The sequence below is a fragment of the Mycobacterium sp. Panama NTM2 genome, assembly GCF_054355555.1.
This window is the reverse complement of the sequence record NZ_CM135953.1, coordinates 3,520,868-3,545,347: the sequence shown is the minus strand read 5'-3', so window position 1 is coordinate 3,545,347 and position 24,480 is coordinate 3,520,868. Positions and strand designations below refer to the sequence as shown.

Here is a 24,480-nt window from a genome sequence, read left to right as displayed (position 1 = left end):
GTGTCCTTTCACCGGGTGAGGGCTTTGACCACACGGTCGCCGACGAATTGGACGACGGCGATGGTAATGATCAACGAGATGGCGGTCGCGATCATGATGTTGTCGTCGAATCGGTTGTAGCCGTAGGTGATCGCGAGGTTGCCGATTCCGCCGGCACCGATCGAACCGGCGATCGCGGAGTAGTCGATCATCGCGATCGTGTTGACGGTGAGTGCTCCGGCGATGGCCGGAAGTGCCTCGGAGAGCTGCACGGTGCGGATCACCTGAAGTGTGGACCCGCCGGAGACCTGCCCCATGTCGGTGACGTCGGAGCGGACTTCCCTCAGCGCGTTCTGTACCAGTCGCGCGAAGAACGGAACCCCGGCCACGGTCATCGGCACGACGGCCGCCGGGATGCCGATGGTGGTGCCGACGAGGAACCGTGTCACCGGGATGATCGCCGCCATCAGGATCAGGAAGGGCAGTGAGCGGCCGATGTTGACGATCGTGTTGAGCACGACGAAAACCCGGGGGTCCGGGTACAAACCCAGCCCCGAGGTGTTGTGCAGGATCACTCCGACCGGGATGCCGATCAGCACGACGAGTGCCATCGTGATGCCGACCATCAGCCACGTCTCCCCGTAAGCGGGCAACAGCAGCCCGGGTACCTTGTGCCAGGGCGTGCTGAAGTCTTCTTGGGCCAGCAGTGTCACGCCGCGATCTCCGCGGACCGGGGTGCGCTGACGTGCAGTCCGAGGTCGGTGAGATACCGGGCGAAACCCGTTGGCGCAGAGGGTGAGAGTGCCAGAACGGCGCGGCCGACGGCGATTCCGCGGATCGCCTCCACGCTGGCGCTGAGGACGCTGACCCGGGTGCCCGACAGGCCGGGGGCGTGCTGTATCGAGGTCAGCCAGTCCAGCGGTACGTCACGCGAGGCGTAGGACACCTCCCACACCTCACCGTCGTCGCGCAGCGGCACTCTCGGCCGGTCAGGAAGGAGTTCGTGCGCCAGTGACGACTCAGGATCCAAGATGATGTCCTCGACGGATCCGCACTCGATGATGCGTCCGTCGGCGATCCTGGCCACCGAGTCCGCGATGTCGCGGACCACCTCCATCTCGTGGGTGATCAGGATGATCGACAGGCCGTAGTCGTCACGAAGGTGGCTGAGCAGATCGAGTATCGACGTGGTCGTGGCCGGATCGAGTCCCGAGGTGGCCTCGTCAGAGAGCACCAGCGACGGTCCGAGTGCGAGGGCGCGGGCGATGCCGACCCGCTGCTTCTGACCGCCGGAGAGCTGTGCGGGGTAGGAAGCGCCGCGGTCGGACAGGCCGACCCGGTCGAGCAGTTCACCGACGCGTCGATCGACGGATTCGTTTGTTGCACCGAGGTATTCGAGGGGCAGCGCCACGTTCTGGGCAACGGTGCGGCGCCGCAGCAGCGGTGCGGACTGGAAGATGACCCCGATCTTGCGGCGCGCCGCCACCAACTGGTCGGGGGACAGGGTGGTGAAGTCCTTCCCGTCCACGCGGACGGTGCCGCTGGTGGGCCGTTCGAGGAAGCTGATGCAGCGACTCAAGGTGCTCTTGCCGGCGCCGCTGGGCCCGACCACCGCCAGGATCTCGCCATCGGCTACCGACAGGCTGACGTCGTCGAGCACGGCGCGCTCACCGAACCGCTTCGTCAGTTTCTCGATTTCGATCACGTCGGGAGAACCTACGCATACCGTCAGGCTGTCGACAGCATAGAGATCGCTGTGATCGTAACTAGCGCAGCATGATTGGGATCTTGCGATCACCGTGGGCGAAACTCTTGACCGTCGGGCGGGTTCCAGTGAGGCTCGCGAGATGGCTGTCCGTCCGACGCTGCACTGGTACCTACCCACCCACGGCGACACCGCCACGATCGCGGACAATCAGGCCGCCACTGGTTCGCGGGTGCCCTCGTTCCTGGAGCCGTCGCTGGAGAATTTGACCGTTCTGGCCCGCACCGCAGAGGATCTCGGCTTCGAGGCGGCGCTGACCCCGACCGGGTCGTACTGCGAAGACTCCTGGTTGGCCACCGCGGCGCTGGCCCAGCACACCCGGGCGCTGAAGTTCCTCGTCGCTTTCCGGCCCGGGGTGCTCTCCCCGACACTGGCGGCCCAGCAGGTCAGCACGTATCAGCGGTTCACCGGAAACCGGTTGGCGCTCAACGTCGTCACCGGAGGCGACGATGCCGAGATGCGCCGGTTCGGTGACGATCTCGACAAGACGGCCCGGTACCGGCGCACCGGCGAGTTCCTGACGATCGTGCGCGGCATCCTGTCCCACGACGAATTCTCCTTCGATGGCGAGTTCTACACCGTCGAGCGGGCAAAGACCGCCTACCCGCTCACCACGCGCCCGACGGTCTATTTCGGCGGCTCGTCGCCCGAGGCCATCGCGGTGGCCGCCGAACACGCCGACGTCTATCTCACCTGGGGCGAGACACCCGACCAGGTCGCCGAGAAGTTCGAGCGGGTGCGCGCGGCGGCCGCCGAGCACGGCCGCGCCCTGCGCTTCGGCGTGCGGCTGCACACCGTGGCCCGACCCACCACCGCGCAGGCGTGGGAGCGGGCCGAGGAACTTCTTGCCGACCTGACCCCGGAGCAGGTCAGGCGGGCTCACGCCCGCTACTCCGCGAGCGTGTCCGAGGGGCAGCGGCGGATGGCGGCGCTGACGGACGGGGTGCTGCGCGACGCCCGCAGCCTCGAGATCGCGCCGGGTTTGTGGGCGGGTCCGAGCCTGGTGCGCGACGGCGCTGGCACCGCCGCGGTCGGCAGCTACGCCGACGTGGCCGGCGTGCTCGGTCGGTACGCCGACGTGGGCGCCTCGGAGTTCATCCTGTCCGGCTACCCGCAGATCGAGGAGATCCGCCACGTGGGTGGCGGGGTGATACCGCTTCTGCAGATCGGCACGGCCGCGTAGGGTTTTTCCGATGAGCATCGACGTCTCAGCTGCTCGCCGGTCGGATGTCAAGGCTCTGTCGCGGGTGCTCGGGCGGGCGTTCTTCGACGACCCGGTGATGCAGTGGATGGTGCCCGACGATGCGCGTCGCGCCACCGCGCTGCCCCGCATCTTCGCGGCGATGACCCGGCATCACTTTCTCGCCGGCGACGCTGTCGAGCTGGCCCACCGTAGGGGCGATCTCGGCGCTGCGGCCCTCTGGGATCCGCCGGGCCGGTGGAAGACCACGACCCGCGAGGACCTGGCGATGATGCCGACCTTCCTGCTGGCGATGCGCGGCGAGGCCAAGCGCGGCATGGAGGTCTCGGAGCTGATGAAACGCCACCATCCCGAGGAGCCCCATTGGTATCTCGCGGTCATCGGCAGCGACCCCGACGTGCGCGGCGCCGGATTCGGCAACGCTCTGATGCGCTCGCGGCTGGACCGCTGCGACGCCGAGGGCGCGCCGGCGTACCTGGAGTCCACCAAGGAGTCGAACGTGCCGTACTACCTGCGGTTCGGCTTCGAGGTGACGGGCGAACTCGTCGTGCCGGGCGGCGGACCGACGATGTGGCAGATGTGGCGGGCGCCCCGCTGACCGTTTAACCGGCGGCGCCGGGGGAAGTTATGGACACGCCGCGGGACGCCCGAGAGGAGCCGAGCACGTGTACACCGGCATCGCCTGGATGCTCGTCGTGTGCCTGATCGGGGTGGCGGGCGCCTATCTGCTGCACCGGGTGACCGCGGTGGCCGCCGATCCGCTGGTGTCGCTGCCGTTCCAGTCTGGCTGGCGTCCCGAGGAGCATGCGCTGTCGCGGTATCACGTGCGTTGGTACGCCGCGACGCTGGTGTTCCTCGCTTTCGACGTCGAGATGTTGTTCATGTACCCGTGGGCGGTGGTGGTGGTCGAGAAGGGGGTCGGCGCGATCGTCGAGATGTTCGCATTCCTGGGCGCTCTGTTCGTGGCGGTCGTCTGGGCGTGGCGTGAGGGTGCGCTGCGATGGTCCTGAGCGCGACGCCGGCGCGGCTCGCGATCCGCCGAACCCATGTGCTGGCGGTGGAGATCCCGGGCCACTGGTCCACCCGTGTCGCGGTGCAGCGCCGCGTGCGCGGTCGGGGGTGGACGACGGCGACGTCTGCGGCCGACGCCGACGTGCTCGCGGTGTGCGGAACCCCGGGGCCCGGGTTCGCGACCGTGATCGACCGGGTCTGGGATCAGCTTCCGGGCCCGCGGGTGCGCATCGACATCGCCGACGCGGGTTCGGTCGACGACGCGCTGGATCGCGCCGCGGCGGGGTTGCTCGATGACGCCGCTCAGGTCGCCGACGCGCGGAACCGGCCGTCACGACCCGACACCGGTGACGGCGACATGGCGCCGTCGGGCATCCCCCTGGCCGAGGGCGCCGACGACCGCGACGGCCTCGAGATGGATGTGCTGCATCTGCCGCTGGGGCCGGTGCTGCCGCACTGGCCCGCGGGTGTGGTGCTGCGCTGCGTCCTGAGCGGCGATGTGGTGACCGACGTCGACGTCGACGTGCTCGACGGCGAAAACCATTGCCGGGCAGACACTCTCGGCGCCGCTCGGCAGTGCGATCATCTGCTCGACCTGTTCGCGCTGGCCGGGTGGCGCCGCGGGGCGGTGACGGCGCGCCGCTGCCGTGACCTGCTGCTCGACGACCCGCACGACCGCCGTGCCGCCGGCCTGCTCGATCGGCTGCAGCGCGACGTGCGTCGGTCGAGGCTGCTGCGGTGGTCCCTGCGCGGCCTCGCCCCGTTGAGCGCCGACCACGTCGCCGGCGCTCGCCTGCCCGCGTTCCTGGCCGGTGACGCCTGGGACCGGCTGCTCACCCGCCTGCGGGTCACGGCGGAGATGACGACGAACGCGTCCGACGCCGATCCGCTCGTCGTCGACCCGACGGTGGCGGCCGACGCCCTGCCCGGCATCGTGACGGGGCTCGACGTCGCTGCGGTACGCCTCGTGATCGCCGGCCTGGGTGTCGACGCAGATTCACCCGACCGGGCGGAGACGACATGAGCGCACCGTCGACGGTGGTGTCCGGGGCGTGGGCGCCGGTGGCCGCCCTGGCGCTCGGGGGTCTCGCGTACTACGCGGCGGCCCTCGACGGTGCGCGGGTCGCCGCCCCGATGCTGGAGACGGCGCGGCTGATGCGGCAGCGGCGGCGCGTCACGGTCGAGGCCGACCGGCCCCTGTGGCGCCTCGGCGGCGCGGGTCTGCTCGTCGCCGCGCTGTCGATGATCACCGTCGTGCCCCTCGGGCAGTGGGTGCTCTTCGATCTCGACGTCGGGATCGTCTGGTTCAACGCGATGGACGTGACGGTGTGGGCGCTGGTGTGGCTCGCCGGCTGGGGACCCAATTCCGCGCCTTCGCTGGTCGGCGGGTACCGATTCCTCGCGCAGGCGCTCGGATACGAACTGCCGCTGATGTTCGCCCTGGTGGCGCCCGCGATCGCCGCGCAGAGCCTGCACCTGGGCACCGTCGCGGCAGCCCAGCAGGACCTCTGGTTCGTGGTGTGGATGCCGGTCGCCTTCGTCGTGTACTGCCTCGGCGTCGCCGGGTTCGCAGTCTGGGGACCGGCTTCGGCGGCGGTGGGGGTGGACATCGCCGGTGGCGCCGCGGCCGAACTGTCCGGCGTCGACCGGCTGTTGTTCGAGCTCGGCCGGTACGCGTTGCTGGCCGCCGGCGCCGCGGTCGCGGTACCGCTGTTTCTCGGGGGCGGCGCGGGGCCGGTGCTGCCGGGCTGGCTGTGGGTGCCGGTCAAGGCGGTCGCGGTGCTGACGGTGCTCGTCTGGCTACGCCGCCGGCTCCCGGTGCTGCGGCCGGACAAGTTCATGGAAGTGGGATGGCTGGTGCTGCTGCCGCTGGCGCTGGTTCAGGACCTCGTCGTCGCCGTCGTCGCCGTTTGGAGGAGCTGATCACCATCATGGTCACCGGCTTGCTGACCGACACCGTGTTCTGGGCCTGCGCGGGCGTGGCCGTCATCGCCGGCATCGCGGTGTTCACCGTCGACTCGATGGCGAGAGCCACCTACGCGCTGGCCGCGTCCTTCATCGCCGTCGGCGTCGTGGTGCTGCTGCTGCAGCAGAACTACGTCGGCGTCGTCGTCATCCTGATGATGGTGATGGAGATGGCGGTGATGGCCGTCTACATGGTCATGTTCATGGGGATGAACCCGGCGCTGATGCCGATGAGCATGGTGCACGGCAAACGGATGTCGCTGGGTATCTCGGCGGGTGTGTTCTTGCTGCTGGCCGCCGGCATCCTGGCGGTCGACTGGCCGTCCCGCCGCCAGGCGCCGCCCCCCGATGTCACCGCGGCGCTCGGCGACGCGCTGATGGGCCCGAAGATGCTGGTGATGATCGTGATCAGCCCGGTGATGGTGGCCACGATCGTGGGCGGCGTGGTACTGGCCGCCCATCGCGGCCGCTACGACCGCTTCGGCGATGACCTCGGGACGCGGCCGCCGCAGGATCCGCAACCGGGCGGGGTGGGGCGATGACGCTGCAGACCCTGCTGCTGGTGGCCGCCGCGGTGTTCTGCGTCGGCCTCTACGGCGCGTTGTCCCAACAAGTCGTGGTCATGGTCATGATGGGCTTGGAGCTGATGATCAACGCGGTGATCCTGGCCGCCGCGGGCATCTGGTGGTTCGTGGCCCCGGCGCCGACCGGTCAGGTGCTGCTGATGGTGATCATCGCCGCGATGACCGTCGAGATGGCGATGGGGTTCGCCGTCGCGACGCTGCTGCACCGTCGCCGCCAGGCGGACATGACCGACACGGCCACGGATCTGTCCGGGTAGTTCCGTGCTCTTTCTCCCCGAGTCGTCGCTGTGGGCGCTGGTGTGCCTGCCCGCGGCAGCCGGTGCTGCGCTGGTGCTGGGCCGGCCGCGCCGGCGCAGCGCGGCGGTGGCGTCGATCGTCGTGTCGGTGCTGGTGGTCGCCCTGTCGGTCGCGGTCGCGGCGACGCGGCCGCGGGTCGGCGTGGCGTTCATGGCCGGCACGCAGTTCGGAATGGGCGTCGACGGGTTGTCGGCCGCGCTGGTGCCCGCGGTCGCGGTGGTCACGGCGCTGGTGCTGCTGTTCGCGGTCGGCGACCGCGCGGTGGCCGGCGCCCGGTTCCACGGGTACATGCTGCTGTTCGCCGCCGCGGCGATGCTGACCGCCACCGCCACCACCCTGCCGACGCTGCTGTTGGCGTGGGAGGTCATGGGTGCACTGTCCTACGCCCTGATCGGTTACCGGTGGCAGGACGCCCACCGAATCTCCGCGGGACTGACCGCATTCCTCACCACCCGCTGCGCCGATCTCGGGCTCTACGTCGCGGCGGGCGCCGCGCTGGCCGGGGGAGCCGGGCTGGCGCTCGAGGACCTGCGCGACGCGTCGCCGGGATGGCGACACGTGATCGCCGCGGGCCTGCTGGTCGCTGCACTCGGCAAAGCGGCGCAGTTGCCCTTCTCGTTCTGGCTGGCCCGGGCGATGGAGGGCCCCAGCCCGGTGAGTGCCCTGCTGCACTCGGCGGCGATGGTCGCCATGGGCGGCTATCTGCTGCTGCGCGTGTCGCCGTTGCTGGCCGCCACCGGGTGGGCGGCGCCGGCCGCCGTGTGGCTCGGTGCGCTCACCGCGATCGCGCTCGGGCTGGTCGCGATCGCGCAGCGCGATCTCAAGCAGTTGCTGGCCGCGTCGACGTCGGCGCAGCTGGGGTTCGTGGTGATGGCTGCGGGGCTGGCCGCGACCGGTGGCGGGGCGGCCCAACTGATCGCGCACGCGTTCACCAAGGCCGGTCTGTTCCTCGCCGCCGGGGCGTGGCTGGCCCTGCTGGGCAGCAAGAAGCTCGACGATCTGGGTGGGGCGGCGCGGCGCTGGCCGGTGGTCGGCGTCGCCGCCACGGTGTTGGCGCTGGCGCTGGCCGGTGTCGCGCCGCTGTCGCTGTGGGCGACCAAGGACGCGGTGCTCGCGGCCGCCCTGGACCGTTCGGTGTGGTGGTACGCGGCGGGTCTGCTCGCCACCGCGCTGTCGGCGGCCTACGCGGGCAAGATCCTGCTCGTCGTCTGGCGGCCCGTCCCCGGCGGAGACGCCGTCGACGCGACGCCCGGTGCCGGCGAACAGATCTCGCTGGTGGTGCTGGCGTTCGGCGCGGCGGCCGCCGGCGTGCTCACCGTGCCGCCCTGGGGCATCGCCGAGAGCGCTCCCGTGACCGAGCTGGTCGGATCGGCGGTGCTCGCCGCCGTCGTGGTGCTCGCGGTGCTGCGCTGGGGTGTGCCCGAGCCGCGGTGGGCGCGCTCCTGGCTCGGGCTCGAGGCGGCCGCCCACCGGGTCGTCGTGCGGCCGGTGCTGCGGCTGGCCGACGCGCTCGCCCGGTTCGACGACCGGGTGCTCGACCGAGCCGTCGAGACGACGGCGACGGCAACAGTGACCGTGGCCCGGGGCGCCGACCGCGCCGACCACCGTGGCGTCGACGGCGCGGTCGAGGCGTCGGCAGCGCTGATCCGCCGGTCGGGACAGCTCGCGCGCCGCCCGCAGACCGGGCAGCTGCACCAGTACTACATGGCCGCCGCCGTCCTCGTCGTCGTCGCCGTCCTTCTCCTTCTCACGTGAGGTGACTGTGCTCAGCCTGATCGTCTTCCTGCCGCTGGCCGCAGCGCTGATGCTGCTCGCGGTACCGCGCCTCGGCGATGCCGCGGTGCGATGGCTGTGGGTGGGAACCGCCGCCGTCGATCTGGCGCTGGTCGCGGCGGTGTGGCTGCGTTACGAGACCCCGCCGCCGAACACGCTGGCCTTCGACGAACAGGTGGCGTGGATTCCCGGTGTGGACAGCAGCTACCACGTCGGTGTCGACGGCCTGTCGCTGCCGCTGGTCGCGCTCACGTCGGTGATCTTCCTGGCGTGCGCGGTCCACAGCCTGCGCGACACCGACCGCCCCCGGACACAGGCCGCCCTCTTCCTGTTCCTGCAGACCGTGAGCCTCGGGCTCTTCGTCGCCGCGGATCTGATCCTGTTCTTCGTGTTCTTCGACCTGTCCATCGTCGCGATGTACTTCGTGATCGCAGGCTGGGGCCACGGCGATGCGGGCCGGTCGGCGCTGAAGTTCTTCCTCTACACCTTCCTCGGGTCACTGGCGTTGCTGGCCGGCTTCATCGGCCTCTTCGTCGCTGCCGAACCGCACACCTTCGACATGCTCGCGTTGGCCGCCGCGGCGCCGCTGGACGGCCGTCCGTCGGCCGGCGCGCTGGTGCTGGCCGCGGTGCTCATCGGGCTGCTGATCAAGACCCCCGCGTTCCCGTTCCACACCTGGCTGCCGCCCGCGCACACCGATGCTCCCGCGATCGGCTCCGCGGTGCTGGCCGGCGTGCTGCTGAAGATGGGCACCTACGGTTTCGTGCGCATCGCGATGCCGATGTTGCCGCAGGCGTGGCGGGACTGGGCATGGGTGATCGTCGCGGTCGGCATCGTCTCGGTCCTGTACGGCGCGCTGGTGGCGCTCGCCCAGGAGAACCTCAAGCGGATGATCGCCTACACCTCGGTCAACCACATGGGCTATGTGGTGCTCGCGGTCGGCGCCGCGGGGGTGGCGGCAACCGGCACCGCCGACGCCCGCGACATCGCCGTCACCGGTGCGGTCACCCAGATGGTCAGTCACGGGCTCATCACCGGTGCGCTGTTCCTGCTGGCCGGGGTGTTCCACGCCCGTACCGGCAGCTACCGGATGGCCGACTACGGCGGCCTGGCCGGTCCCGCCCCGAAGCTCGCGGCGTTGTTCGCGGTGGGCGCGTTCGCGTCGTTGGGGCTGCCCGGGTTCTCCGGCTTCATCGCCGAATTCCAGATCTTCGCCGGCAGCATCGCGGCCGCGCCCGTCACCGCCGTCGCCCTGCCCGGAATCCTGATCACCGCCGCGCTGTTCCTGCGGGCGCTCCAGCGGATGTTCACCGGCCCGGCCACGGGCCTCTCGGATGGCTTCACCGACCTGGCGCGCGTCGAATTCTGGCCGCCGGCAACGCTGTTGGGGCTGGCGGTCGTGATCGGTCTGCTGCCCGGGGCGCTGCTCGACATCATCGAGCCCGCCGCGAGCACGCTCGTCACCCTGGTCGGGCGGTAACCGGTGCTGCCTGAACTGCTGATCTTCGGTGCGGGGCTGCTCGTGCTGCTGAGCGGATCGTTCTCGAGCAGGGAACGCCAGCGATGGGGCCGAGCGCTGGCGGCGGCGGCGCTGATCGCTGCGGCGGCCGTCGCCGCCGTGCACTGGGCCGGCCCCGGCGGCAGCGCCTTCGACGGCACGTTCGTCTCGGATACCGCGACCGGGGTGGTGCGCGTCGTCGCCGCGCTCGGCACGCTGCTGGCGCTCGTCGTGGCGGGTGACGAACTCGCCGGCTCGGCGCGCGAGAGCGAGACGTATGCGTTGCTGCTGTTCGCCACCGCGGGGGTGCTCGTGCTGGCCGGCGCCCACGACCTGATGGTGCTCGCCGTCGGCTACCTGCTGGCCAGCATCCCGCTGTATGCGCTCATCGGCCTGGCGGGCAGTGCGCGCAGCGCCGAGGCGGCGATGAAGGCCTACCTGCTGGGCGCGCTGTTCGGAATCCTGATGCTGCTCGGTGTCACGCTGCTCTACGGCGCCGCAGGCACCACGCTGTATCCGGAGGTGGCAGACCGCCTGGCGGGCGCGCCCGTCGGTCTCGTCGCCGCCGGCGCGGTCGGCGTGTTGGGCGGGTTGCTGTTCAAGGCCGGTGCCGTGCCCGGCCACTTCTGGGTGCCCGACGCCGCCCAGGGCTCGACCGGCACCGCCGCGCTGTTCCTCACCACCGTGCCGAAGGTGGGGGCGGTCGTCGCGATCTACCGGCTGGTTCACATCCTGCCGGGCACCGTCGCCTGGCCGCTGCTGATCGCGGTCCTGGCGGTGGCGAGCATGACGCTGGGCAATCTCGCCGCGATGTGGCAAACCGATCCGCGGCGGCTGCTGGGTTGGTCGACCGTCAGCCAGGTCGGCTACCTGCTGGTACCGGTCGCGGTCGCCGGGCGCGCCGCGCTGGCCGAGCCCGCACTGCTCTTCTACCTGGCCGCCTACACGCTGACCAACAGTGCGGCGTTCGCGGTGTCGACCGCGTTGCCGCAGGCCCGCGAACTCGCGTCCTACCGGGGATTGCTGCGCGCGCGGCCCTGGCTCGCGCTCGCGTTGATCGTGGCGCTGCTCGGGCTCGTCGGCACCCCGCCGACGGCGGTGTTCGTCGGCAAGCTGACCACCACGGCCGCGGCGTGGCAGGCAGGGGCGGCATGGCTGGCGGTGGTCGTGTTCGTCAACACGCTGATCAGCCTGTTCTACTACCTGCGCTGGATCGTCCCTGCGGTGCAGCGAACCGGCGGAGCGTTCCCAGCCGGACGCTGGTCGGCGGGTGCGGCGGTGGTGGCCGCCGGACTGAGCCTGGCCCTGGGCGTGGCCGCCGGCCTGGCGTGGCCCGCGCTCTCGGGGTGACGCAGGCCCAGCGCAGGCCTAGGACCAGCTGTACTCGGCGCGCAGTCGGGTGGCCACCGCCTCGAACGTCGTGCGGTCCAGGATCGCGCCCTCGCGCCGGATGCCCTCCTCGGGCACATCGACCACCCGGTCCAACCGCACCCAGCTGGCCCGGCCCTCGTAGTCCCAGGACCCGGACCCGATGCCGACCCAGTTCGGATCGCCGCGGTGGTGATCCTGGCTGGACAGCATCAGGCCGAGCAGAGTGTCGCGGTCCCGGCCCACCACCAGCACCGGACGGTCCTTGCCGCGGGTCGGGTCGTCCTCGTAGACCACCCAGGTCCACACGATCTCGCCCGGATCGGCACGGCCGTCCAGGTCGGGGGCGTAGACGACTCGGCGGGCGCGATGCGCGGTCGGGACGAAGGTGTTCGAGACCGGGCGGCCCGCGGGGAGCGCCGGGACCGGCTGAGTCTGGGTGCCGGCGATGACCTCCATGCCCAGCCGCAAGCCCTGCGCAAGCCCGTACTGGATGCCCTGTTGGATCCCACGCTGTAGCGAATCCGACCGCTGGATGTGCCGCACCAGCTTGGGAGCTTCGGAGAACACCAGCCTCTGGAAAGTCTTGAAGGGCGAGGACGATGACGCCATAACACCCCACTGTAGGCGCTCGCCGCGGCGCTCGATTGTGTCGCGCGGGCGGGTGCTCGTTACTCTGGACTGGCCGTTTCCGGTACCCGTATCGCGCTCACCAGGAGAAATTCCATTAGCAGTTTCGCCGACAAGACCTTCACCGCGCCGGCGCAGATTCGGAACTTCTGCATCATCGCCCACATCGACCACGGCAAGTCGACGCTGGCCGACCGGATGCTGCAGCTCACCGGCGTGGTCTCCGACCGCGACATGCGTGCGCAGTACCTCGACCGGATGGACATCGAGCGGGAACGCGGCATCACGATCAAGGCGCAGAACGTGCGGCTGCCATGGCGTGTCGGTGACCAGGAGCACGTCCTGCACCTGATCGACACGCCCGGCCACGTCGACTTCACCTACGAGGTGTCTCGCGCCCTGGAGGCCTGCGAAGGCGCCGTGCTGCTGGTCGACGCCGCCCAGGGCATCGAGGCGCAGACGCTGGCCAACCTGTACCTGGCGCTGGACCGGGATCTGACGATCATCCCCGTGCTGAACAAGATCGACCTGCCCGCCGCCGATCCGGACCGCTACGCCGGCGAACTCGCCCACATCATCGGCTGCGAACCCTCCGACGTGCTGCGCGTGTCCGGCAAGACGGGCGAAGGCGTCGCCGCGTTGCTCGACGAGGTCGTGCGACAGGTCCCGGCCCCCACCGGCGATGCCGACGCGCCGGCCCGGGCGATGATCTTCGACTCCGTCTATGACATCTATCGGGGCGTCGTGACCTACGTACGTGTCGTCGACGGCAAGATCACCCCGCGCGAGCGCATCGCGATGATGTCGACGGGCGCCACCCACGAACTGCTCGAGGTCGGCATCGTCTCGCCTGAACCCAAGGCCTCCGACGGTCTGGGCGTCGGCGAGGTGGGTTACCTCATCACCGGTGTGAAAGACGTCCGTCAGTCCAAGGTCGGGGACACCGTGACGACGGCCCGGCACGGCGCCAAGGAGGCGCTGACCGGTTACCGCGAGCCCAAGCCGATGGTCTATTCGGGCCTCTACCCGGTCGACGGATCGGACTACCCGGTGCTTCGGGAGGCGCTCGACAAGCTTCAGCTCAACGACGCGGCGCTGACCTACGAGCCGGAGACGTCGGTGGCGCTCGGCTTCGGGTTCCGGTGCGGCTTCCTCGGGCTGCTGCACATGGAGATCACCCGAGAGCGGCTGGAGCGGGAATTCAACCTCGACCTGATTTCCACCTCGCCCAACGTCGTGTACCGCGTGGTCAAGGACGACGGCACGGAGATGGTCGTCACCAATCCCTCGGACTGGCCCGAGGGCAAGGTCCGCGAGGTGCACGAGCCGATCGTGAAGACCACGATCATCGCCCCGAGCGAGTTCATCGGCACGATCATGGAGCTCTGTCAGTCGCGGCGCGGCGAGCTGGGCGGGATGGACTACCTGTCGCCCGAGCGCGTGGAGCTGCGGTACACGATGCCGCTCGGCGAGATCATCTTCGACTTCTTCGACTCGCTGAAGTCGCGCACCCGCGGATACGCGAGCCTGGACTACGAAGAGGCCGGCGAGCAGGAGGCGGCGTTGGTCAAGGTCGACATCCTGCTGCAGGGCGAAGCCGTCGACGCGTTCTCGGCCATCGTCCACAAGGACGGGGCGAGCGCGTACGGCAACAAGATGACCACCAAGCTCAAAGAGCTGATCCCGCGGCAGCAGTTCGAGGTTCCGGTACAGGCCGCGATCGGTTCGAAAATCATTGCGCGCGAGAACATCCGGGCCATCCGCAAGGACGTGCTCTCCAAGTGCTACGGCGGTGACATCACCCGCAAGCGCAAGCTGCTGGAGAAGCAGAAGGAAGGCAAGAAGCGGATGAAGACCATCGGGCGGGTCGACGTTCCGCAGGAGGCGTTCGTCGCGGCACTGTCCACCGAGGCCTCCGCCGACAAGGCGAAGAAGTAGGTCGTCGGGATGCGACGCCGGCTGGTCGTCACGCTGGCGGTTCTCGCGACCGGGTGTGGCGGAGGCGTCGGGGGCACCGCCGTACCCGCCCCGTCGGGCGGGTTGGAATCGGTGCTGCTCGACGATGTCCAGCTCGATGAACTGTTGCACGCCAGCGGTTTCCACAGTGAACCGGACGGCAAGGAGTTCACCGACGAGCTCGCGAAGGGCGCCCGGCCGCCGGGATGTGTGCACACCGTCGGCATCGCCGATCGCAACGTCTACCAACACGCCGGCCCGACCGCGGTGCTGACCCGGTCGTCGGAGTCGTCTGCCGCCTCGGTGGACCAGAGTGTCGTGGTCGTCCGCTCGGCCGAGGAGGCGCAAGGCATCCTCGGCACCTCCAAGCTGTCGTGGAACGTGTGCGCCGGGTATCCGGTGACGTCCGGCGGCAGCGCGCCGGCCACTTGGCGGCTCGAGCCGGTGGAGGTCGCCGACGGAATCCCCTCCCAGCGCGCAACGCGCTCGGATCGCGTGGGGGAGGAGTGTCAGCACGCGATGGGGGTGGCGGCCACGAAGGTCATCGAAGCGATGGTGTGCGGACCGGATGTGATGAACAAGGCCTTCGAGGTCGTCACGAAGATCGTCGTCGACGCCGACAGGTCCTGATAGCCGGCGACCGTGCGCACACTCCCGCGTTCGCACGGCGTGTTGCCCGCAGACACGCGCGGTCGCGGGGGAAGCGGAGCTCGATCGGGGTGCGCGGCCCACCGGGGCGTGCTATCGAAGGGTGTGGCCACCAAACTCGCGGCGCTCGCCGGTGCGTGCGTCGTCCTCGCCGGCTGTGCAGCCGCTCCTGTGGACGACCGACCCGTCGTGCGTATCGCCGAGGCGGCGCAACCGATCCGGGCCGTCCCGCTGGGAGAGTTCCTCCCGACGACACCGGAGCTGGCGGCGCAACTGGGCACCCCACCCGCCGGTTTCGCCGGCCGGCTCGTCGAGGGCGGGCCGGACATGCTGCTGCGCAGCGTCGGCGCGGGTGAGGCGTCACCGGCGGACTGCCTCGGTGCCGCATACCGATTGCAGCAGGCCGCCTACGACGGCAGCCCCGTGCGTTCGGTGGCGACCAACTCCTGGGCGGGCGGCACCTTCGACGGGCCGCCGGTCACCGCGTTCTTCGGCGTGGTGCAGATGAGCGACCCGGCGGCCGCGCAGATGTACTTCGCCGCAACCAGTCAACGGTGGCGACGGTGCAACGGCGCCACGGTCGCTCGCGAGCAGGCCGGCGCCGGTGAGCTCAGCCGCATCGCCGACGTGTCGTTCGACAGTCGGGTCGTCTCGGCTCGGGTGCTGCACACGGCGGCGGGTACCGCATCGCCGACGGCCCAGCGGGCGGTCGCCCTGGCCGGTGACTGCATCGTCGAGGTCGAGGTCACCGACCCACGTCCCGGTGGCCAGGAGCAACCCGCTGTCGGCGTGGCCGAACTGATCGCGAACAAGATCACCGCGCACCGCTGACGGTGCGAGAATGGCGCGGTGACATCTGCGCGGATGCGGTGGGCGAGCGGCCTCCTGCTCGCCGCCTCGACCGTGCTCGCCGGGTGTGTCAGCACCGTGGAGGGTGCCGCGGTCCGTGCCGGAGGCGCAGGCGGCGACGTGCCCCTGCTCGACGACGCGGGGCTGGACCGGCTCGTGCTCAGCATCGGTGAGATCAACGCGATCATGGGCGGCACCCGGATGCAGGTCGCCGGTGACGTCGACGAGATGACCGACCACTCCGGCAGCGTGTCCGACATCGACTGCCTCGGCGCGGTCTATGCCGCAGAGGAACCTGTCTACGCCGACACGGGCTGGACGGCGGTGCGTGATCGCGTGGCCCGCGAACCGGACGACGACAACCAGCACTGGGTCGAACTGACCGCCGTGCTGTATCCCTCGGCGCAGCAGGCGCAGTCGTTCTTCGACTCGTCGTCGCAGACATGGGAGGGCTGCGCGAACCGGTCCATCGGCACCAACGACGGTGACTACAGCTGGGCGCTGGGTGCCATCGGCGTCGACGTGACCGACGGCGGCGCGCCTCTGCTCACCCAGACGGCCGAGCAGGAGAACGCAGCGGGCTGGCAGTGTCAGCACGCACTGTCGGTCGTGTCCAACGCCACGGTCGAGGCGTGGGCCTGCGCCTACCGCATCGACGGCGAGGCGGCAGAGCTCGCGGCAGCGATGGTCGCCGAAGCGGGTTCGTGAGTCTTTCCGAAAACCTCTGTCACACAGGCCCGTTGGCCGGCTGGAACACGCCCGAGCTGTCAGCCTCCTCCTCGGCGCGGATCACGTGCACCACCGCGTTGATGAGCGCCAGGTGGGTGAACGCCTGCGGGAAGTTGCCGAGGTGGCGGCCGGTGCGCGGCTCGATCTCCTCGGCGTAGAGGTGCAGCGGGCTGGCGAACGACAGCAGCCGTTCGCACAGGTGCCGCGCCTGGTGGATCTCACCGATCTCCACCAGCGCCGAGACCAACCAGAACGAGCAGATCGTGAACGTGCCCTCTTCGCCGGCCAGTCCGTCGTCGGTCTCCTCGACTCGGTAGCGCAACACCAGGCCGTCCTCGGTGAGCTCCTCGGCGATCGCCAGCACGGTGGCCCGGATCCGCGGATCGTCGGGCGGCAGGAACCGGGTCAGCACCGCCAGCAGCAGCGAGGCGTCCAGCGCGTCGTCGCCATAGCGCTGGGTCAGCACACCGCGGGAGTCGACGCCGTGGGCGAGGATGTCGTCTTTGATCTCTTCGGCGATGGCCCGCCACTGCTGGGCGTAGGACTTCTCGCCTTCCAGCTCAGCGAGTTTCGACCCGCGGTCCAGGGCCACCCAGCACATGATCTTGCTGGAGGTGAAGTGCTGCGGTTCGCCGCGGACCTCCCAGATGCCGCGGTCGGGTTCGCGCCAGTGCTTGATCGCCTCTTCGACCTGTTCCTTGAGTACAGGCCACAGAGTTTCGGGGATCTGCTCGCGCGATTTGGTGTGCAGGTACACCGAATCGAGCATCGTGCCCCAGATGTCGTGCTGCATCTGGTCGTAGGCGCCGTTGCCGATGCGCACCGGGCGCGCGTTGTCGTAGCCGGAGAGGTGGTTGAGCTCCTCCTCGACCAGGCTTCGCTCTCCGCCCACCCCGTACATCACTTGCAGCGGGTGCCGTTGCCCGTTGTTGGCGCCCGACACGTCGGCGATGAACGCGAAGAAGTCGTCGGCTTCGCGGTCAAGGCCCAGCGTGTAGAGACCCCAGAGTGCGAAGGTCGAGTCGCGCACCCACGCATAGCGGTAATCCCAATTGCGTTCGCCCTGAGGCGTTTCCGGCAGGGAGGTGGTGGGCGCAGCGAGCAGTGCGCCGGTGGGGGAGTAGGTCAGCCCCTTCAGCGTGAGCGCGCTGCGCTGCAGATAGGACCGCCACGGGTGGTCGGGGAAGTCGCCGACGTTGATCCACTGCCGCCAACACTCGCTGGTCTGCCACATCTTGTCGGCGGCCTCGTCGAAGGTCTGCGGCGCTGGGTGGCCCGACCAGCTGAGGGCGACGAAGACGTTGTCGCCCTCCTTGAGTCGGGTCCGGGCCCGCGCCTCGCGCCCCTCCAACCCGATCCGCAGGTTCGTCGTCAGCCGCAGCGTCGGATGGGAGTCGGGGTTCTTCGTCGCCCGGGCGATCGCCTCCCCGTAGGCCTGCGCGGAGTACTCCCAGCTGGCGCTGGTGCGGTGGTAGTCGAAGGACGGCTCGCAGTTCATCACCAGCTCGACGGTCCCGCTGACACAGCGCACCGTACGCAACAGGATGTGCTCGGCGTCCCAGTCCATCGGGGTGCGGCGGTGGGTTCGCGAACGCCGTTCGAGGTCGTGCCAGGGCCCCATCACCAGTGCGTCGCGCACGATCAGCCAGCCGGTGTGCGTCTGCCAGGTGGTCTCCAGGATCAGGCTGCCCGGCAGGTAGCGGCGCGCGGCCGGAACCGAGACACCGTACGGACCCAACCGGAAGTGGCCGGCGCCGCGGTCGAGGATCGCGCCGAACACGCTGGGTGAGTCCGGGCGCGGCACACACAGCCATTCCACCGACCCGGCCGAGGAGATCAGGCAGGTGTTCTCGCAGTCCGACAGGAAGGCGTAGTCGGCGATCGGCGGGAACGGATTGCGCAGCGGACCGGCGCTGGCGTACGACGGGGCAGTGGCCAGGGCGAACGCCGAGGATTCTCCGTTGGCGCTCACGGCGCCTGACACGACCTCGCTGGGCTGGGACATTCGCCCATCATCGACTGCGCGGCGGCCTGTCGTCTACTCAAAGCCGCCACCCGAACCGGTGCGCCTAGTCTGGCCGGGTGGGCGGATTCCTCGGCTGGTGGGATGGAGTGGAGCTCTGGCTGACCGGGTTGCCGTTCGTCCTGCAGACCGTGGTGGTGATGCCGGTGGTGTTGGCGCTGGCCTACGGGGCGGCGGTCGTGCTCGATGCCGTCGTCGACGGCGGCACCAGACTGCGGGCCCACCTGCGCCGCACGCAGGAGGAACCGACGAGCGACGTCGAGGAAGGCCGGGTGGAGGGTCGGTGAGTGGAATGCCGCGGTCGCGGGTGACGCTGGCGCTGATCGCGCTCATCGTGCTGGTGATCCTGATGTGGCTGCTCACCCGCTGATCACCGACTGACACACGCTGGTGTTATTCTTCCCGCCATGCAGACGGCGGGCGGCGTCATCGGGGGTCACATCGTGGCCCTCATCGCCGTCGGTTTCTCCGCCGTGGCTGACGTTTGTTGTTGTTGCTGACTCCTCACCCCGTTCGGCGGTCAGGTGTTCGGCAACCATGTTTCGTGCCGATCGTGCACGGTTTGCCTCCCACCTTCCCGCGTGACCGGACTCCGCCTCACGTTCGTCGAAACCCGGAAAGGTCGCTCATGAAACTCCCCAACCGATGGCGCGCAGTCGCCGCGCTGGCCCTGACCACCTCGCTCGTCGCGGCATGCGGCGGTGGCTCGAGCGATGTCGCGGGCGGCGACGGCGCGTCGGATGCCGACACGACCCTGACTCTGGTGGCCTATGCCGTACCGGAACCCGGGTGGTCCAAGATCATCCCGGCGTTCGCGGCCACCCCGGAGGGCAAGGGCGTGGCGGTGACGACGTCCTACGGCGCCTCCGGCGACCAGTCCCGCGCGGTGGTCGACGGCAAGTCCGCCGACCTCGTGAACTTCTCGGTCGAGCCCGACGTCACCCGCCTGGTCAAGGCGGACAAGGTGGCCAAGGACTGGAATGCCGGCGCCACAAAGGGCATCCCGTTCGGCTCGGTCGTGTCGCTGGTGGTCCGCAAGGGCAATCCCAAGAACATCCGGGACTGGGACGATCTGCTGCAGCCCGGTCTGGAGGTCGTCACGCCCAGCCCGCTGAGCTCTGGCTCGGCCAAGTGGAACCTGCTCGCGCCGTATGCGGCCAAGAGCGACGGTGGCAAGAAAGCCCAAGCCGGACTCGATTTCGTCAACAAGCTGGTCACCGAGCACGTCAAGACACGGCCGGGGTCGGGTCGCGAAGCCACCGACGTGTTCCTGCAGGGCTCCGGCGACGTCCTGATCTCCTATGAGAACGAGGCGATCAACGTCGAGCGGCAGGGTAAGCCCGTCGAGCACGTCAACCCGCCGCAGACGTTCAAGATCGAGAACCCGGTGGCGGTCACGACGACAAGCACCCATCAGCAGCAGGCCAACGCCCTGAAGAACTTCCTGTACACCCCGGAGGGGCAGAAGCTGTGGGCCGAGGCCGGCTTCCGCCCGGTCGACCCGGCGGTGGCAGCCCAGTTCGCCTCCGATTTCCCGACGCCGCAGAAGCTGTGGACGATCGCCGATCTGGGCGGCTGGTCCGACGTCGACCCGGCGCTGTTCGACAAGGACAACGGCTCGATCACCAAGATCTACAAGCAGGCCACGGGATGACCGCGATCGCCGCAGCGCCTCCAGCACCGCCTGCGCCCCGGCGCGGGCGAAACCGCCACGGCAGTACGTCGCTGCGCGTCGGCGCCGCGACACTGTGGTTGTCGGTCATCGTGCTGCTCCCGCTCGCGGCGATCGTCTGGCAGTCCGCGACGGGGGGATGGCGTGCCTTCTGGCTTGCCATCACCTCGAACGCGGCCATCGAGTCTTTCCGGGTGACGCTCGTGACCTCGGTGGGGGTGACGCTGATCAACGCACTGTTCGGGCTGATCGTCGCATGGGTGCTCACCCGCGACGATTTCGTGGGCAAGCGCCTGGTCGACGCGGTGATCGACCTGCCGTTCGCGCTGCCCACGATCGTGGCCAGCCTGGTCATGCTCGCGCTCTACGGCCCCAACAGCCCCGTCGGACTGCACCTGCAGCAGACGCAGTGGGGTATCGGGGTAGCGCTGCTGTTCGTCACGCTCCCGTTCGTGGTGCGGTCCGTGCAGCCGGTGCTGCTCGAACTCGACCGCGAGGTGGAGGAGGCGGCCGCGTCGCTGGGCGCCAACAATTACCTGATCTTCACGAAGGTGATCGTGCCCGCGCTGCTGCCCTCGCTGCTGTCCGGTGCGGGCCTTGCGTTCTCGCGGGCGATCGGCGAGTTCGGGTCCGTGGTGCTCATCGGTGGCGCGATACCCGGCGAGACCGAAGTGTCCTCGCAGTGGGTCCGCACGCTCATCGAGAACGACGACAAGGTCGGTGCCGCGGCGATCTCGATCGTGCTGCTGGCGGTCTCGTTCGTCGTGCTGTTCGTGTTGCGGGCGCTCGGCGCCCGGGCCGCCAAGCGGGACGAGCTCGCAGAATGATCCTGTCCCCGGCCGTCAAACTCCTGCTGCGGTGGGTCGCCATCGCCTATGTCGGCATCCTCGTCCTGGTGCCGGTCGGGCTGATCCTGTGGCGCACCTTCTCGCCGGGGCTCGGGGCGTTCTTCGCCTCCGTCGGCACCCCGGCGGCGATCTCGGCGCTACAGCTGTCCCTGCTGGTGGTCGCGATCGTCGTGACACTCAATGTGCTGTTCGGGGTTCCGACGGCGTTGGTGTTGGCGCGCAATCGTTTTCGCGGGAAGAGCGTCCTGCAGGCCGTCATCGATCTGCCGTTCGCGGTGTCCCCGGTGGTCGTCGGTGTCGCGCTGATCCTGCTCTGGGGATCGGCGGGGCTGTTCGGTTTCGTCGAGAACGACTTCGGGCTCAAGATCATCTTCAGCTTCCCGGGCATCGTGTTGGCCAGCGTCTTCGTCACGGTCCCGTTCGTCATCCGGGAAGTCGAGCCCGTGTTGCACGAGCTCGGCACCGATCAGGAGGAGGCGTCAGCGACGTTGGGCGCCACGTGGTGGCAGACGTTCTGGCGCATCACGCTCCCGTCGATCCGCTGGGGTCTGACGTACGGCATCGTGCTGACGGTCGCGCGCACCCTGGGTGAGTTCGGTGCGGTCATCATGGTGTCGTCCAACCTGCCGGGCCAGTCGCAGACCCTGACGCTGCTGGTCGCCGACCGCTACAACCGCGGTACCGAGTACGGTGCCTACACGATCGCCACGCTGTTGATGAGCGTCGCCGTCCTGGTTCTGGTCGCCCAGGTGCTGCTCGACGCCCGCCGAACCAAGGCCGCACAATGAGTTCCGTCCACCATCTGGGAGCCATGTCCTCATGAGCAACGCGATCACCGTCTCCGGTGCGAACAAGCGCTACGGCGATTTCGCCGCGCTCGACAACGTCGACTTCGTCGTGCCTGCCGGATCGCTGACCGCACTGCTCGGCCCCAGCGGATCGGGCAAGTCGACGCTGCTGCGCGCCATCGCCGGCCTCGACGAACCGGACTCCGGCACGATCACGATCCACGGCCGTGACGTCACCGACGTGCCGCCGCAGAAGCGCGGCATCGGGTTCGTCTTCCAGCACTACGCCGCGTTCAAGCATCTGACGGTGCGGGAGAACGTCGCCTTCGGACTCAAGATCCGCAAACGGCCCAAGGCGGAGATCGCGAGCAAGGTCGACAACCTGCTCGAGGTGGTGGGGCTCGCCGGGTTCCAGACCCGCTATCCCAATCAGCTCTCCGGGGGGCAGCGTCAGCGGATGGCGCTGGCGCGTGCGCTGGCCGTCGATCCGCACGTGCTGTTGCTCGACGAACCCTTCGGCGCGCTCGACGCCAAGGTGCGCGAGGATCTGCGCGCATGGCTGCGCCGCCTGCACGACGAGGTGCACGTGACCACCGTGCTGGTGACCCACGATCAGCAGGAGGCGCTCGACGTCGCCGACCGCATCGCCGTGCTCAACAAGGGTCGTATCGAGCAGGTCGGCTCACCCACCGATGTCTACGACCGGCCGGCCAATGCGTTCGTGATGGGTTTCCTCGGTGCGGTCTCCACGCTGAACGGGGCGCTGGTGCGCCCGCACGACATCCGTGTGGGCCGCAACCCGGACATGGCGATCGCCAACGGCGATGACTCGGTGCAGTCCGCCGGCGTCACCAAGGCGACCATCGACCGCATCGTGATGCTCGGCTTCGAGGTACGGGTGGAACTCACCAGCGCCGCCACGCGCACGCCGTTCACCGCGCAGATCACCCGCGGCGACGCCGAGGCGTTGGCGCTGCGGCCCGGCGACACCGTCTACGTGCGCGCCACGAGGGTGCCGCGGCTGCCCGAGGACGTGCGGACCGCGGCCGACGTGACCGACGGTGAGCCCGCGCAGCTCCGGTGATCAGGCCAGGGCCAGGAACAGCTTCTCCAGCTCGTCGACACTCATCTCGCGGGTGCCGCCGTCGGAGGCCTTGCCTTCGGTGACGCACTCCCGCAGACCCGTCGCGACGATCTTGAACCCGGCCCGGTCGAGAGCTCGCGACACCGCGGCGAGCTGAGTCACCACGTCCTTGCACTCCCGGCCCTGCTCGATCATCGAGATCACACCGGCGAGCTGTCCTTGGGCTCGGCGGAGTCTGTTCAAGACAGCGCCAATGGCTTCTTCGTCACCGACCATGACGGGTCCTTTCCGCACGAGGTTCGAGGGTGTCCGCGATCCTACCCGTGGGGGTATAACAGGCGAGGCGGGCAGAACAATCCCGGCTCGGCTCAGGCGTTCTGGGTGATCTCGGACCAGGCGCCGAATCCGCCCAGGATGTCGCTGACGTCGGCGAACCCTTTGCGGCGCAGTACACTTGCCGCCACGGACGAACGGTAGCCGCCGGCGCAGTAGACGACGGTGGGGGCTGCCGGATCCAATTCCGCGAGCCGGCCGGGCAATTGGCCGACGGGGATGTTGACCGCGCCGGGGATGCTGCCTGCCTGCACCTCGCCGGGATTGCGGACGTCGACGACCTGCAGATCGGTGATGGAAGCCGCTCGCTGACCGAAGTCCTTGGCGGACAACCGCGATGCCATCTGCACCTGGTCTGGATGCGCGAGCATCGCCTGTTCGGGGTTCTCGAGATGGCCGATCACACGGTCGAACCCGATGCGGGCCAACCTGTTCTTCCCTTCGAGCTCGTGACCGGGTTCGGTGATCAGCACGATGTCGTTGTCCGGCGTCACGACCGAACCCGCGAATTCGGCGTAGCGGCCCTCGAGTCCGATGTTGATCGCCTGGCGGAAATGGCCCTGGGCGAACTCGACCGGACTGCGGCCGTCGACCAGGACCGCGCCGTCGGCCAGCCGGTCGGCCATCTCGTCGTAGGTCAGGGCGGGGGGCATCCGATCCTCGTCGAGCAGCGCGCGGTCCTTGCGGTTCAACGTCGCGTCATAGGCGAAGTATCCGGGCGCGGGCGGCTGGCCCTCGGTGACCAGGGCGATGAACGTCTCCCGGTCCGGGGCGGTCAACGCGTAATTCCACCGCTTCTGCTCGCCGATCGTCGACCACAGCTCCGTGGAGAGGTTCTTGCCGCACGCCGACCCGGCGCCGTGGGCGGGGTAGACGCGGGTCGCGTCGGGAAGGGTCATCAGCTTGTCGTGCAACGAGTCGTACAGCATCGTGGCGAGCTCCTCGCGGGAGTAGCCGACCGACGCGAGCAGGTCGGGCCGGCCGACGTCGCCGATGAACAGGGTGTCGCCGGTCAGCACGCCGTAGGGAACCGTGTCAGCGGCGCGTTCGTAGACGACCACGCTCATCGACTCGGGCGTGTGCCCGGGGGTGTGCCGGAATTCCAACGTGGCTCCGCCGGCGGGATCGAGGGCGTAGCGCTGCCCGTCCTCGACGCCCATGACGTCGAATTCGGGCGCGGCGACCGAGGAGTACACGATCGTGGCCCCGGTCGCATCGGCGAGCTCCAGATGGCCGGACAGGAAGTCGGCGTGGAAGTGGGTCTCGATCACCAGGTCGATGTGCATGCCCAGCTCGCGTGCGTCGGCGAGGTATTCCGACACGTCACGCTGTGGGTCGACGACCGCGGCGCGGCCGGACGTCTCATCACCGATCAGGTACGAGGCGTGCGACAGGCAGTCGAGGTAGTACTGGATGAACTTCATCGTTCGTCTCCTTCATACCCAGTGGGGTATCTATTCCGCTACCACGAAGCTATAC

Annotated in this window: 26 protein-coding genes; 20 read left to right on the top strand and 6 right to left on the bottom strand. The window is 69.4% G+C overall.

The genetic code is table 11. From position 1 onward, the window contains the following. Positions 1–8 precede the first annotated feature (8 nt). Both ACXYX3_RS16740 and ACXYX3_RS16735 read right to left on the bottom strand, forming a co-directional pair. Complete coding sequence (locus tag ACXYX3_RS16740; RefSeq protein ID WP_241206201.1) at positions 9–692, bottom strand: methionine ABC transporter permease; 684 nt, start codon at positions 690–692, stop codon at positions 9–11. Then, complete coding sequence (locus tag ACXYX3_RS16735) at positions 689–1,684, bottom strand: methionine ABC transporter ATP-binding protein (protein WP_458608280.1); 996 nt, start codon at positions 1,682–1,684, stop codon at positions 689–691. The genes ACXYX3_RS16740 and ACXYX3_RS16735 overlap by 4 nt, the downstream gene beginning before the upstream one ends. Before the next feature lie 142 nt (positions 1,685–1,826). On the opposite strand from ACXYX3_RS16735, the gene ACXYX3_RS16730 reads away from it, so the two are divergent. The 10 genes from ACXYX3_RS16730 to ACXYX3_RS16685 all read left to right on the top strand — a co-directional run bounded on the left by ACXYX3_RS16730 (position 1,827) and on the right by ACXYX3_RS16685 (position 11,423). Continuing rightward, positions 1,827–2,927, top strand: a complete 1,101-nt coding sequence (locus ACXYX3_RS16730) for an LLM class flavin-dependent oxidoreductase (protein ID WP_458608279.1) — start codon at positions 1,827–1,829, stop codon at positions 2,925–2,927. 10 nt (positions 2,928–2,937) lie between these two features. After that, positions 2,938–3,543, top strand: a complete 606-nt coding sequence (locus tag ACXYX3_RS16725) for a GNAT family N-acetyltransferase (protein WP_458608278.1) — start codon at positions 2,938–2,940, stop codon at positions 3,541–3,543. Positions 3,544–3,610: 67 nt separating this feature from the next. Continuing rightward, positions 3,611–3,955, top strand: a complete 345-nt coding sequence (locus ACXYX3_RS16720) for an NADH-quinone oxidoreductase subunit A (RefSeq protein ID WP_458608277.1) — start codon at positions 3,611–3,613, stop codon at positions 3,953–3,955. Then, on the top strand, positions 3,946–4,980 hold the full coding sequence (locus ACXYX3_RS16715; protein ID WP_458608276.1) for a hypothetical protein: 1,035 nt from the start codon (positions 3,946–3,948) through the stop codon (positions 4,978–4,980). The genes ACXYX3_RS16720 and ACXYX3_RS16715 overlap by 10 nt, the downstream gene beginning before the upstream one ends. Beyond that, positions 4,977–5,879, top strand: coding sequence for an NADH-quinone oxidoreductase subunit H (locus tag ACXYX3_RS16710; protein WP_458608275.1), 903 nt, complete (start codon positions 4,977–4,979; stop codon positions 5,877–5,879). Before ACXYX3_RS16715 ends, ACXYX3_RS16710 begins: the two co-directional genes overlap by 4 nt. Before the next feature lie 20 nt (positions 5,880–5,899). Continuing rightward, complete coding sequence (locus ACXYX3_RS16705) at positions 5,900–6,463, top strand: NADH-quinone oxidoreductase subunit J (RefSeq protein WP_458612119.1); 564 nt, start codon at positions 5,900–5,902, stop codon at positions 6,461–6,463. Then, the gene (locus tag ACXYX3_RS16700) at positions 6,460–6,762 is read left to right on the top strand and encodes an NADH-quinone oxidoreductase subunit NuoK (protein WP_458608274.1); all 303 of its coding nucleotides are present in this window, start codon (positions 6,460–6,462) and stop codon (positions 6,760–6,762) included. The genes ACXYX3_RS16705 and ACXYX3_RS16700 overlap by 4 nt, the downstream gene beginning before the upstream one ends. A 4-nt stretch (positions 6,763–6,766) precedes the next feature. Then, the gene (locus ACXYX3_RS16695) at positions 6,767–8,557 is read left to right on the top strand and encodes a proton-conducting transporter transmembrane domain-containing protein (protein ID WP_458608273.1); all 1,791 of its coding nucleotides are present in this window, start codon (positions 6,767–6,769) and stop codon (positions 8,555–8,557) included. Positions 8,558–8,564: 7 nt separating this feature from the next. After that, the gene (locus tag ACXYX3_RS16690) at positions 8,565–10,055 is read left to right on the top strand and encodes a complex I subunit 4 family protein (RefSeq protein WP_458612118.1); all 1,491 of its coding nucleotides are present in this window, start codon (positions 8,565–8,567) and stop codon (positions 10,053–10,055) included. 3 nt (positions 10,056–10,058) lie between these two features. After that, the gene (locus ACXYX3_RS16685) at positions 10,059–11,423 is read left to right on the top strand and encodes an NADH-quinone oxidoreductase subunit N (RefSeq protein ID WP_458608272.1); all 1,365 of its coding nucleotides are present in this window, start codon (positions 10,059–10,061) and stop codon (positions 11,421–11,423) included. 18 nt (positions 11,424–11,441) lie between these two features. Here the strand turns inward: ACXYX3_RS16685 and ACXYX3_RS16680 are convergent, their stop codons facing one another. After that, positions 11,442–12,053: a type II toxin-antitoxin system PemK/MazF family toxin gene (locus ACXYX3_RS16680; protein ID WP_241206211.1), complete on the bottom strand. Its 612-nt coding sequence runs from the start codon at positions 12,051–12,053 to the stop codon at positions 11,442–11,444. 69 nt (positions 12,054–12,122) lie between these two features. Between ACXYX3_RS16680 and lepA the strand changes: the two genes are divergently transcribed. The 4 genes from lepA (at position 12,123) to ACXYX3_RS16660 (ending at position 16,232) form a co-directional block, all read left to right on the top strand. Further along, positions 12,123–14,009, top strand: a complete 1,887-nt coding sequence (gene lepA / locus ACXYX3_RS16675; protein WP_458612117.1) for a translation elongation factor 4 — start codon at positions 12,123–12,125, stop codon at positions 14,007–14,009. Between the two features lie 9 nt (positions 14,010–14,018). Then, complete coding sequence (locus ACXYX3_RS16670; RefSeq protein WP_458608271.1) at positions 14,019–14,657, top strand: sensor domain-containing protein; 639 nt, start codon at positions 14,019–14,021, stop codon at positions 14,655–14,657. Between the two features lie 123 nt (positions 14,658–14,780). Next, positions 14,781–15,506, top strand: a complete 726-nt coding sequence (locus ACXYX3_RS16665; protein ID WP_458608270.1) for a sensor domain-containing protein — start codon at positions 14,781–14,783, stop codon at positions 15,504–15,506. Between the two features lie 18 nt (positions 15,507–15,524). Continuing rightward, positions 15,525–16,232: a sensor domain-containing protein gene (locus ACXYX3_RS16660; protein WP_458608269.1), complete on the top strand. Its 708-nt coding sequence runs from the start codon at positions 15,525–15,527 to the stop codon at positions 16,230–16,232. A gap of 19 nt (positions 16,233–16,251) precedes the next feature. Here the strand turns inward: ACXYX3_RS16660 and ACXYX3_RS16655 are convergent, their stop codons facing one another. Beyond that, complete coding sequence (locus tag ACXYX3_RS16655) at positions 16,252–18,258, bottom strand: glycoside hydrolase family 15 protein (protein ID WP_241206214.1); 2,007 nt, start codon at positions 18,256–18,258, stop codon at positions 16,252–16,254. Between the two features lie 77 nt (positions 18,259–18,335). On the opposite strand from ACXYX3_RS16655, the gene ACXYX3_RS16650 reads away from it, so the two are divergent. The 6 genes from ACXYX3_RS16650 to ACXYX3_RS16625 all read left to right on the top strand — a co-directional run bounded on the left by ACXYX3_RS16650 (position 18,336) and on the right by ACXYX3_RS16625 (position 22,668). Then, positions 18,336–18,563 carry a hypothetical protein gene (locus tag ACXYX3_RS16650; protein ID WP_458608268.1) on the top strand — a complete coding sequence of 76 codons (228 nt, stop codon included), beginning with the start codon at positions 18,336–18,338 and terminating at the stop codon, positions 18,561–18,563. Positions 18,564–18,683: 120 nt separating this feature from the next. After that, complete coding sequence (locus tag ACXYX3_RS16645; protein WP_374238392.1) at positions 18,684–18,776, top strand: Ms4533A family Cys-rich leader peptide; 93 nt, start codon at positions 18,684–18,686, stop codon at positions 18,774–18,776. A 128-nt stretch (positions 18,777–18,904) separates the two neighbouring features. After that, positions 18,905–19,930 (top strand): sulfate ABC transporter substrate-binding protein, encoded by a 1,026-nt coding sequence (locus ACXYX3_RS16640; RefSeq protein WP_458608267.1) that lies wholly within the window; start codon positions 18,905–18,907, stop codon positions 19,928–19,930. After that, positions 19,927–20,775, top strand: a complete 849-nt coding sequence (gene cysT / locus ACXYX3_RS16635; RefSeq protein ID WP_458608266.1) for a sulfate ABC transporter permease subunit CysT — start codon at positions 19,927–19,929, stop codon at positions 20,773–20,775. The genes ACXYX3_RS16640 and cysT overlap by 4 nt, the downstream gene beginning before the upstream one ends. Continuing rightward, a complete protein-coding gene (cysW, locus tag ACXYX3_RS16630) occupies positions 20,772–21,584 on the top strand; it encodes a sulfate ABC transporter permease subunit CysW (protein WP_458608265.1) in 813 nt (270 codons plus the stop codon). Before cysT ends, cysW begins: the two co-directional genes overlap by 4 nt. A gap of 31 nt (positions 21,585–21,615) precedes the next feature. Next, a complete protein-coding gene (locus ACXYX3_RS16625) occupies positions 21,616–22,668 on the top strand; it encodes a sulfate/molybdate ABC transporter ATP-binding protein (RefSeq protein WP_241206220.1) in 1,053 nt (350 codons plus the stop codon). Here the strand turns inward: ACXYX3_RS16625 and ACXYX3_RS16620 are convergent, their stop codons facing one another. After that, a complete protein-coding gene (locus ACXYX3_RS16620) occupies positions 22,669–22,944 on the bottom strand; it encodes a metal-sensitive transcriptional regulator (RefSeq protein WP_241206221.1) in 276 nt (91 codons plus the stop codon). It lies immediately after the preceding gene. A 92-nt stretch (positions 22,945–23,036) separates the two neighbouring features. Then, positions 23,037–24,425 carry an MBL fold metallo-hydrolase gene (locus ACXYX3_RS16615; RefSeq protein WP_458608264.1) on the bottom strand — a complete coding sequence of 463 codons (1,389 nt, stop codon included), beginning with the start codon at positions 24,423–24,425 and terminating at the stop codon, positions 23,037–23,039. Positions 24,426–24,480 lie beyond the last annotated feature (55 nt).